The organism is Pseudomonas sp. K2I15 (assembly GCF_002204795.1).
Taxonomy (GTDB): domain Bacteria; phylum Pseudomonadota; class Gammaproteobacteria; order Pseudomonadales; family Pseudomonadaceae; genus Aquipseudomonas.
Map to the genome: position 1 here is coordinate 1 of NZ_NIXO01000107.1, position 9,244 is coordinate 9,244.

The following is a 9,244-nucleotide window of genomic DNA, read 5'->3' on the forward strand; positions in this document are numbered from 1 at the left end:
TCTTGATCTTGGGCGCCCCGTTAAACCACGCTGGCCGAACGCAGGTAGTACGGAGCGGGTAAACCGGCAGGACGCCGGTTTAGCCGCGACGGGGCAGGGACGCCCCGTCGCGGCGGCCCGCGTAGTAATACCGGAGCTGAGGGCACACCGAGCCTAAGCGAGGTGCCGAGTGGTGGGGCAAGAGCGTTTTGCTTACTTTTGCGCTGTTCAAAAGTGAGCCGCTGTAAGAGCGGAACCCATATCAGCCATCACCCAAATAACGGATATACCCCCCAAAACAGCAGAACTTGCACCCCCCGCGCTCCCATGAAATAGTCCACCCAAGCAAGTGCTTGGTTGGCTACCATCGGAACACAAAGGAGCGCGTCCATGTCTGTCGCTATTCGTTTGCCGCTGCAAGTCTTCTTCGACCGCGAAACCCGCCACCCACGGCAACGCTTCCTGGTGCAGCCCATCAAAGGCGGCGAGGTCCAGACCCTCACCTGGGCCGAAGCCGGCCACCAAGCCCGCTGCGCCGCCCACTGGCTGCGGGCCCGCGACCTGCCCCAGGGCTCCCACATCGCCCTGATCTCAAAAAACTGCGCCCACTGGATCATCGCCGACCTCGCCATCTGGATGGCCGGCCACGTCTCGGTCCCGCTCTACCCCAACCTCACCGCCGACTCCGTCGCCCACGTACTGGACCACTCCGAAGCCGCCCTGGCGTTTATCGGCAAACTGGACGACTGGCCCGCCATGTCCGCAGGCGTCAGGGCCGACCTACCCACCATTAGCCTTCCGCTCTGCCCCGAGGGCGAATTCGACTTCACTTGGGCCGACCTGCAAACCTGCTCCCCCATCCAGGACAACCCCGCCCCCGCAGCGTCCGATTTAGCCACCATCATCTACACCTCCGGCACCACAGGCTTGCCCAAGGGCGTAATGCACAGCTTCGGCGCCCTGGCCTTCGCCGCCATTCGCGGTACGCAATTGTTCGGCCTGGGCGAGGGCGATCGCCTGCTGTCCTACCTGCCCCTGTGCCACGTGGCCGAACGCATGTTTGTGGAAATGGCCTCCATCTATACCGGGCAAACAGTATTTTTCGCCGAGAGCCTCGATACGTTCCTGACAGATCTCAAGCGGGCACGCCCTACAGCCCTGTTCGGCGTACCGCGCATCTGGACCAAATTCCAGATGGGTGTCTACAGCAAAATCCCCGCCAGCCGCCTCGACACCCTGCTGCGCCTGCCCTTCATCGGTAAACGCCTCGGCCACAAAGTGCTCGCCGGGCTGGGTCTGGACGCAGTACGCGTGGCGATCTCCGGCGCGGCCCCGGTGCCTGAAGCCCTGTTGCTCTGGTACCGCAGGCTGGGTTTGGACGTGCTGGAGGTGTACGGCATGACCGAAAGCTGCGGCTACTCCCACGTGTGCCGCCCCGGCCAGCAAAAGCTCGGCTGGATCGGCCCTCCGTGCCCCGACGTGGAAGTGCGCATCGATGACACCGGCGAAGTCCAGGTACGCAGCGGCGCAACCATGCTCGGCTATTTCAAGGACCCCGCAAAAACCGCCGAAACCATCACCGCGGACGGTTTCCTGCGCACCGGCGACAAGGGCGAGCAGGGCGCCGATGGCCGTCTGCGGCTGACCGGGCGGCTCAAGGAAATCTTCAAAACCAGCAAAGGCAAATACGTAGCCCCGGCGCCGATTGAAAACCGCCTGGCCGAGCATGCGCGCATCGAACAGGTGTGTGTGGTGGGCGATGGCTTGAGCGCGCCCATGGGCCTTTGCGTGTTATCCGAAGTGGGCCTGCAAGATGCCGCAGGCCTTGGGCGCCAGGCGTTGCAGGGCAGCCTCGAACGCTTGCTGGAGGAGGTCAATCAGGTGCTGGATAAACATGAGCGCTTGCGCCAACTGGTGGTGGTGAAAGACAGTTGGGCGGTGGAAAACGGATTCCTCACGCCAACCTTGAAGATCAAGCGCAACGTGATTGAATCTACCTACGGGCCGCAGTTCCACAGCTGGAGCGAGCGCTCCGAAGCCGTGCTGTGGCAGGATTGAGCACTGACATAAAACCAATAAGGACCGATCAATGAGCCTGTGGCGCACCCAACCCAATATCGAACAACTCAATGCGAGCCAGAAAAACACCATCGGTGAAGTGCTGGATATTCGCTTTGAAAGCGCTGACGACGAGTCCCTGACCGCCAGCATGGTGATCGACTACCGCACTCATCAACCTTACGGCCTGCTGCACGGCGGTGCGTCGGTGGTGCTGGCGGAAACCGTGGGCTCGATGGCCAGTTACCTGTGCATCGACGCCGGCAAGTTCTATTGCGTAGGCCTGGAGATCAACGCCAACCACCTGCGGGGTTTGCGCAGCGGGCGGGTGACGGCGGTGGCCAAGCCGATTCATATCGGGCGCACCACCCATGTGTGGGACATTCGGCTGACCAGCGATGAAGGCAAGGCCAGCTGCGTTTCGCGCCTCACCATGGCCGTGGTGCCGCTGGGCGAGAACCCGCCGGCTCGATAGGCGTGGCGTGAGTGTCATCATTCCTGGCAGTTACAGTCATTGCCGTGACTGCCCGGTCTGGGGAGAATCAACGCTCTGTTTACGGTGATGGATCAGGTATGTCGCAGCACGTGTTTTTCGCCCACGCCAATGGCTTTCCTTCGGCGACCTACGGCAAATTGTTTGCCGCCCTGGCCCCGGAGTACGCCGTCGCGCATTTGCCGCAACACGGCCACGACCCCAGGTTTCCGGTGGATGACAACTGGCAGAACCTGGTGGACGAACTGATCCATCATCTTGAGCAACAACCGGAGCCGGTGTGGGGCGTGGGCCATTCATTGGGTGGCGTGCTGCACCTGCATGCGGCCATGCGTTGCCCGCAGTTGTATCGCGGCGTGGTGATGCTCGATTCACCGGTGCTGACCCTGGCCGATCGCTGGGTAATCCGCGCGGCCAAGCGCTTCGGCTTTATCGACCGGCTTACCCCGGCGGGCCGCACCCTGGGCCGTCGTGAAGAGTTCGCCGACCTTGCGGCAGCCCGCCAGTACTTCGCCGGCAAGACCCTGTTTCGCGGCTTTGATCCCGAATGTTTCGACGCCTACCTGCAACACGGCCTGGAGCAGGTGGGTGACCGCCTGCGCCTGCGCTTTGATCCGGCCACCGAAATCAGCATTTATCGCGGCGTGCCCCACACCAGCCCAGGCCAGGCTCGTCAATTGAAAGTGCCGCTGGCGGTGGTGCGTGGCCGCCAGAGCCGGGTGGTGATGCGTCACCATGCCAGCGGCGTGGGGCGCATGCCCATGGGCGAAATGCTGACCATGCCCGGCGGCCACATGTTTCCCCTTGAGCGACCCCAGGACACCGCCACCTTGATCAAGAACCTGTTTGCCCGCTGGGAAGCCCGCCAACGCGAGCGCAGTTGCGCATGACCGCGCCCGTCGAAGAGGTCCGCCTGGCGCTGCCGCACATCGAGTTGGCGGCGCATCTGTTCGGGCCTGAAGATGGCCTGCCAGTCATCGCGCTGCATGGCTGGCTGGACAACGCCAATAGCTTCGCGCGCCTGGCGCCGAAACTCGATGGCCTGCGCATCGTTGCCTTGGACATGGCCGGCCACGGTCACTCGGCTCATCGACCCGTCGGTGCCGGTTACTCCCTGTGGGATTACGTCCACGATGTGTTGCAAGTGGCGGAACAACTGGGCTGGAAACGTTTTGCATTACTTGGCCACTCCCTCGGCGCCATCGTTTCACTGGTGTTGGCCGGCGCCTTGCCGGAGCGGGTGACACACCTGGGATTGATCGATGGTGTGATCCCGCCGACTGGCACCGCCGATAACGCCGCCGAGCGCCTCGGTATGGCGTTGCAGGCGCAATTGGCCCTGCAAGACAAGCGCAAACCGGTGTACAGCACCCTCGATCGTGCGGTGGAAGCGCGGATGAAAGGCGTGGTGGCGGTCAGCCGCGAAGCCGCCGAACTGCTGGCCCAGCGCGGCTTGATGCCAGTGCCGGGCGGTTACACCTGGCGCAGCGACAGCCGTCTGACTCTTGCTTCTCCCATGCGTCTGACAGAAGAACAGGCGATGGCCTTCGTGCGCCGAGTGGGCTGTCCGACACAGCTTGTCGTCGCGGAGGACGGCATGCTGGCGAAACATTCCGAATTGCTTTCCGGGCTTCCGTTCCAGGTGACCACGCTGCCCGGTGGCCATCATTTGCACCTGAACGACGAGGCTGGGGCTACCCTTGTTGCAGACTGTTTCAATCGGTTCTTCTCCACGCCTTGACTTGGCGGGGTCAACTGCCGAGGCTGGGCGGATCGAAAGGGAGTCAACCATGAACGATCTCAGCACCGCAGCGCACCCCAATGGCCAGGGCGCACTGATCCGATGAGTATGCCGAAGGGATTTATCCGTATTCTGGGGCTGTGCTGTTTCAGCCCGCTGGTGTTCGCCGCCGACGTACCGGGCAGCCAGGACTTGCCCGCCGTGGCCCGTCAGGTCGACGCGCAGATCGTCGACTACCGCCCCGCCGAAGATAAAGAACGCATCTACCCGCTGGGCTCGATCCGCAAGATCAGCGGCCAGCTGCGCTATGAAGGCCAGGCCACTGCCCGCGGCCAAACCACTGCCATCACCTACGAATTGCCTGCCGAACACACCTCCAGCGCCGCCTTTACCGCCACCCGCGAAGCCTTGCAGGCACAGGGCGCGCAACTGCTGTTCTGGTGCCAGGCCCGTGATTGTGGTGAAAGCAGCCTGTGGGCCAACGAAGTGTTCGGCAATTCCAAGCTGGTAGGCGCCGACGGCCAGCAGGAATACCTGTTGCTGCGCTTGGCAGCCCCTCAGGACAACTCCCTGGTCGCACTGTATGGCATCACCCGGGGCAACCGCCGGGCGTACCTGCACGTGGAGCAACTGGACGCCAGCGCCCCGCTGGGCGATTTGCTGCCGACCTCCGCCACGCTGCTGCGTGAACTGAAAAGTACCGGCGAGCTGAATTTCCCGAAATTGGGTGCTGAACCTGACGCCACCTGGCTCACGCTTATTTCCCGTGGATTGAACCTGGATGCCACCTTGCGGGTCAGTTTGACCGGGTCCACCGCCGAGGCGTGGCGCCAGGGCTTGGTCGATCAAGGCGTACGTGCGGCCCGCCTTGAAACCGGCACCGCCGAGGCTAAAGGCTTGCACGTGCATCTGATACGCTGACCGTTCCAGGGCGAACGGACCCGCGCCGTTCGCCTAAGCTCTTCCTCTTACAGACATCTTTTCGAGAAACCACATGCTCAATAACGATCGCCTGCTGGTGCAGATCCTGCTGCTGGTGTTGTTTGGTGCCAGCTTCTGGGTGATGGCGCCGTTCTGGTCGGCGCTGTTCTGGGGCGCGGTGCTGGCGTTTGCCAGTTGGCCTGTGATGCGCTTGCTCACCCGTTGGCTGGGTGGGCGCGAATCCCTGGCTGCCGCAATCCTGACCCTGGTCTGGATGCTATTGGTGGCGCTGCCGCTGGTATGGCTGGGGTTCAACCTGGCTGACCACGTGCGCGATGCCGTTGGCCTGATCAAGGATATCCAGGTGGATGGTTTGCCTGCGGCGCCGACCTGGCTCGGCTCCATTCCTTTTGTCGGCGAGCGGTTGGTGGCGATGTGGGACAGCATCGACCAGCAGGGCGCGGCACTGATGGTCACCCTCAAGCCGTACCTGGGGCAGGTCGGCAACTGGTTGCTGGCCCGCAGTGCGCAGATCGGCGGCGGCATCCTGGAGCTGACCTTGAGCCTGGTGTTCGTGTTCTTTTTCTACCGCGACGGGCCGCGACTCGCGATGTTTGTGCATCGTTTGCTGGAGCGCTTGATCGGCGAACGTGCTGGTTACTACATCGAACTGGTGGCGGGCACGGTGCAACGTGTGGTGAATGGCGTGATCGGCACCGCGGCTGCCCAGGCGGTGCTGGCGCTGATCGGCTTCCTGATCGCCGGGGTTCCGGGGGCGTTGGTGCTGGGTATCGTGACGTTCCTGCTGAGCCTGATTCCCATGGGGCCGCCGTTGGTGTGGATCCCGGCCACAGCATGGCTGGCGTGGAAGGGCGATTACACCTACGCCGTATTTCTCGGGGTGTGGGGCACGTTCATCATCAGCGGCGTGGACAACGTGCTTAAGCCGTACCTGATCAGCCGGGGCGGCAACCTGCCGCTGGTGATCGTGCTGCTGGGGGTATTTGGCGGGTTGATTGCGTTCGGCTTCATCGGCCTGTTTATTGGCCCTACATTGCTGGCGGTGGCGTATAGCTTGCTGACGGACTGGAGTGCGAGCCAGGCTCAGGTGCGTCGGGAAGATAAAACCGGACAGTAACGGTTCACGCAGGGCGCAGGAATGACTCCTACGCCCTCGGTAGCCACATCACCGCCGTCAGGCCACCGCCTGGTGTTTCCTCCAGGCTCAGCCTTCCACCGAGGCGCTCAACCGCTTCCTTGGAAATGGTCATCCCTAAACCCACGCCGCCGGAATTACGGTTGCGCGAACCTTCCAGCCGATAAAACGGTTCAAACACCGCCTCACGTTTATCCGCCCCAATCCCCGGCCCGTGGTCGATGATCCGCACCACCAGCGCCTGCGGGCTGTCTGCCAGCTCGATGCGCGCCGTGCCGGCATACCGCAGGGCGTTGTCGATCAGGTTGTTCAGGCAGGAACGCAAGGCCATCGGTTGCACCTGCAACGGCGCGCATTCACCACTGCATTGCACATCGGAGCCCCGGTCCTGGGCGTTTTCACTGAGGGATTCCACCAACGCCTGCACATCCAGCCAATGCCGGGTTTCGCTGGTGCGTTGCTCGTGCAGGTAGCTCAGGGTGGCGTCGAGCATGCCGATCATATCGTCCAGGTCCTGGCGCATCTGGCCCTGCAGCTTGGTGTCTTCGATCTGTTCCAGGCGCAGCTTTAGCCGTGACAGCGGCGTGCGCAGGTCATGGGACACGGCGCCAAGCATGCGGGCGCGTTGGGTGACCTGTTCGCGGATGCGCTTTTGCATCAGGTTAAAGGTCGACGCCGCCTGTCGTGCTTCCCGAGGGCCGGATTCGTCCAGCGGCGGGCTGTCGAGGTCCAGGCTCAGGCGCTCGGCTGCTGCACTCAAGCGCTGGATCGGCCGGCTGAGCAGCTTGGCGCCGTACCAGGCGGCAATAATCAACGAGAAGAACTGGAATGTCAGCGGCACCACCGGTCCACCGAACCAGGACCGGCGATGCTCCTTGGGCATTGGTGTCAGGGTGCCGTCCGGTTGCTCGATGAAGGTTTCGTGGGGCGGTGGCGGCGGCGGGCCATAGTGGTGAAACCAGAAAAATGCCAGCACGTGGGCCAGCACAATCGCCACCAGCAACACACCGAACAGCCGCCCGAACAGGGTGTTGAAGGTGTTGCGCATCAGCCGATATCCCGGGCGTCGAACAGGTAGCCTTCACCGCGCACGGTCTTGATCAACTGCGGAGCTTTCGGGTCATCCCCAAGTTTTTGGCGCAAGCGCGACACCAGCAGGTCAATGCTGCGATCAAACGCTTCGATGGAGCGACCACGGGCCGCATCCAGCAATTGCTCACGGCTCAGCACCCGGCGCGGGCGCTCTATGAATACCCACAGCAAGCGGAATTCGGCGTTGGACAGCGGCACCACCAGGCCATCGTCGGCCACCAGTTGGCGCAGCACGCTGTTGAGGCGCCAGTTGTCGAAGCGGATATTCGCCCGTTGCTCGGTGCGGTCGTCACGCACCCGGCGCAGGATAGTCTGGATACGTGCCACCAGTTCGCGGGGCTCGAAGGGCTTGGACATGTAATCGTCGGCCCCCAGTTCCAGGCCGATGATGCGGTCGGTGGGTTCGCAGCGGGCGGTGAGCATCAGGATCGGGATGTCCGATTCAGCCCGCAGCCAGCGGCACAGCGACAAACCGTCTTCGCCGGGCAGCATCAGGTCGAGCACCACCACGTCGAAGGTTTCGGCTTGCAAGGCTTGGCGCATGGCGGCGCCATCGGTCACGCCGCTGGCGAGAATATTGAAGCGTGCCAGGTAATCGATCAGCAGTTCGCGGATCGGCACGTCGTCGTCGACGATCAGCGCGCGGGTGTTCCAGCGCTTGTCTTCACCCAAAAGCGAGCCTTTTTGATCGTCATTCAGCGCAGGAGTCAGGGTTTGCATGGTGCGATCATCTACCTGGTGGGCCGCCGGGCCGAAGATCGGCGGCGAGGTTGTTGCGTTCAGCATAGGCGCCCAGCCCCGGGGCTGGAAGTTCTGTAAGGCGGTTCACGTGTGCGAGGCTAATCTTGCGGGGTATTGCAGGCATGTCTGGAATGTATCAGTTTCGACACAATTGCCCGGGAGCCCGCAATCTCGCGGCTAAATCACGAATTACCGATCATCGGATCCCGCAAACGCGCTGCTTGCGCTACAATCCGCGCCGATTTCGACTTGCCTGAGAGCCCATTCCAATGTCCGTCTGCCAGACTCCTATCATCGTCGCCCTGGATTACCCCACCCGTGACGCCGCACTGAAGCTGGCTGACCAGTTGGACCCCACGCTTTGCCGGGTCAAGGTCGGCAAGGAACTGTTCACCAGTTGCGCCGCAGAAATTGTTGGCACCTTGCGTGACAAAGGTTTCGAGGTGTTCCTGGACCTGAAATTCCACGACATCCCCAACACCACCGCGATGGCGGTCAAGGCTGCCGCCGAAATGGGCGTGTGGATGGTCAATGTGCACTGCTCCGGCGGTTTGCGCATGATGGCTGCGTGCCGTGAAGTGCTCGATCAGCGCACCGGCCCCAAGCCATTGTTGATTGGCGTGACCGTGCTGACCAGCATGGAACGTGAAGACCTGGCCGGCATCGGCCTGGACATCGAGCCACAGGAACAAGTGCTGCGCCTCGCGGCCCTGGCGCAAAAGGCTGGCCTGGACGGCTTGGTGTGCTCGGCGCTGGAAGCCCAGGCGTTGAAGACCGCCCACCCGTCACTGCAACTGGTGACCCCGGGGATTCGCCCGGCGGGCAGCGCCCAGGACGACCAGCGTCGCATCCTGACGCCGCGCCAAGCCCTGGACGCCGGTTCCGATTACCTGGTGATCGGTCGCCCGATCAGCCAGGCGGCCGACCCTGCCAAGGCGCTGGCGGCGGTGGTTGCCGAGATCGCCTGATCTACCCGATCTGAAGCGGGCACGGTAAAAAAATGTGGAAGCGGGCTTGCTCGCGAATGCGGTAGATCAGTCACCTTATGCATTGACTGTCACAC

The 9,244-nt window shown here is 62.8% G+C and carries 9 protein-coding genes; 7 read left to right on the forward strand and 2 right to left on the reverse strand.

Annotated elements, in window-relative coordinates:
- Positions 1-369 precede the first annotated feature (369 nt).
- From CEC48_RS29955 to CEC48_RS29980, 6 genes are all read left to right on the forward strand, one after another.
- Positions 370-2,037 (forward strand): AMP-binding protein, encoded by a 1,668-nt coding sequence (locus CEC48_RS29955; RefSeq protein ID WP_088427121.1) that lies wholly within the window; start codon positions 370-372, stop codon positions 2,035-2,037.
- 31 nt (positions 2,038-2,068) lie between these two features.
- Positions 2,069-2,512, forward strand: coding sequence for a hotdog fold thioesterase (locus CEC48_RS29960; RefSeq protein ID WP_088427122.1), 444 nt, complete (start codon positions 2,069-2,071; stop codon positions 2,510-2,512).
- A 98-nt stretch (positions 2,513-2,610) separates the two neighbouring features.
- Complete coding sequence (locus CEC48_RS29965) at positions 2,611-3,420, forward strand: alpha/beta fold hydrolase (protein WP_076015247.1); 810 nt, start codon at positions 2,611-2,613, stop codon at positions 3,418-3,420.
- The gene (locus CEC48_RS29970; RefSeq protein WP_088427123.1) at positions 3,417-4,271 is read left to right on the forward strand and encodes an alpha/beta hydrolase; all 855 of its coding nucleotides are present in this window, start codon (positions 3,417-3,419) and stop codon (positions 4,269-4,271) included. Before CEC48_RS29965 ends, CEC48_RS29970 begins: the two co-directional genes overlap by 4 nt.
- Positions 4,272-4,373: 102 nt before the next feature.
- Positions 4,374-5,192 (forward strand): DUF4892 domain-containing protein, encoded by an 819-nt coding sequence (locus CEC48_RS29975; RefSeq protein WP_088427124.1) that lies wholly within the window; start codon positions 4,374-4,376, stop codon positions 5,190-5,192.
- Between the two features lie 73 nt (positions 5,193-5,265).
- Complete coding sequence (locus tag CEC48_RS29980; protein WP_088427125.1) at positions 5,266-6,330, forward strand: AI-2E family transporter; 1,065 nt, start codon at positions 5,266-5,268, stop codon at positions 6,328-6,330.
- A 28-nt stretch (positions 6,331-6,358) separates the two neighbouring features.
- On the opposite strand, the gene CEC48_RS29985 is transcribed toward CEC48_RS29980, so the two are convergent.
- The gene (locus tag CEC48_RS29985) at positions 6,359-7,396 is read right to left on the reverse strand and encodes a cell wall metabolism sensor histidine kinase WalK (RefSeq protein WP_088427126.1); all 1,038 of its coding nucleotides are present in this window, start codon (positions 7,394-7,396) and stop codon (positions 6,359-6,361) included.
- Positions 7,396-8,160, reverse strand: a complete 765-nt coding sequence (locus CEC48_RS29990; protein WP_088427127.1) for a response regulator — start codon at positions 8,158-8,160, stop codon at positions 7,396-7,398. The genes CEC48_RS29985 and CEC48_RS29990 overlap by 1 nt, the downstream gene beginning before the upstream one ends.
- Positions 8,161-8,450: 290 nt before the next feature.
- Between CEC48_RS29990 and pyrF the strand changes: the two genes are divergently transcribed.
- Positions 8,451-9,149 (forward strand): orotidine-5'-phosphate decarboxylase, encoded by a 699-nt coding sequence (pyrF, locus tag CEC48_RS29995; protein ID WP_010166337.1) that lies wholly within the window; start codon positions 8,451-8,453, stop codon positions 9,147-9,149.
- Positions 9,150-9,244: the final 95 nt, after the last annotated feature.

Coding starts and splice junctions, on each gene's coding strand:
- CEC48_RS29955 (WP_088427121.1), top strand. CDS start 370: ATGTCTGTCGCTATTCGTTTGCCGCTGCAAGTCTTCTTCGACCGCGAA.
- CEC48_RS29960 (WP_088427122.1), top strand. CDS start 2,069: ATGAGCCTGTGGCGCACCCAACCCAATATCGAACAACTCAATGCGAGC.
- CEC48_RS29965 (WP_076015247.1), top strand. CDS start 2,611: ATGTCGCAGCACGTGTTTTTCGCCCACGCCAATGGCTTTCCTTCGGCG.
- CEC48_RS29970 (WP_088427123.1), top strand. CDS start 3,417: ATGACCGCGCCCGTCGAAGAGGTCCGCCTGGCGCTGCCGCACATCGAG.
- CEC48_RS29975 (WP_088427124.1), top strand. CDS start 4,374: ATGAGTATGCCGAAGGGATTTATCCGTATTCTGGGGCTGTGCTGTTTC.
- CEC48_RS29980 (WP_088427125.1), top strand. CDS start 5,266: ATGCTCAATAACGATCGCCTGCTGGTGCAGATCCTGCTGCTGGTGTTG.
- CEC48_RS29985 (WP_088427126.1), bottom strand. CDS start 7,396: ATGCGCAACACCTTCAACACCCTGTTCGGGCGGCTGTTCGGTGTGTTG.
- CEC48_RS29990 (WP_088427127.1), bottom strand. CDS start 8,160: ATGCAAACCCTGACTCCTGCGCTGAATGACGATCAAAAAGGCTCGCTT.
- pyrF (WP_010166337.1), top strand. CDS start 8,451: ATGTCCGTCTGCCAGACTCCTATCATCGTCGCCCTGGATTACCCCACC.